Annotated in this window: 1 pseudogene; it reads left to right on the plus strand. The window is 35.4% G+C overall.

The window, feature by feature from the left end:
* Positions 1–243, plus strand: a pseudogene (locus KVT27_RS25825) (ATP-binding protein); the annotation flags it as partial.

The following is a 243-nucleotide window of genomic DNA, read 5'->3' on the forward strand; positions in this document are numbered from 1 at the left end:
TTGGAAAAGATAAATAATATTGTTCTAAAAGGAGATATAGAACACGCTGACTACAAGCCGCAAATGCTCTCTGAATACGCTCAAAATCCTTATATAGAAGCATTGCCACCTATTTTCAGTGAAGATGATGTATTAGAACGATTTATGGTGACACCGCGCATTACGGAACGTGATAAGCAGAGTGAAACAAATATTAGATACCACGTATTAAAGCGTATAAAAAACTTTATTCAGCCATTACCA

This window comes from Lysinibacillus sp. GbtcB16 (assembly GCF_019091145.1).
Lineage (GTDB): Bacteria > Bacillota > Bacilli > Bacillales_A > Planococcaceae > Lysinibacillus > Lysinibacillus fusiformis.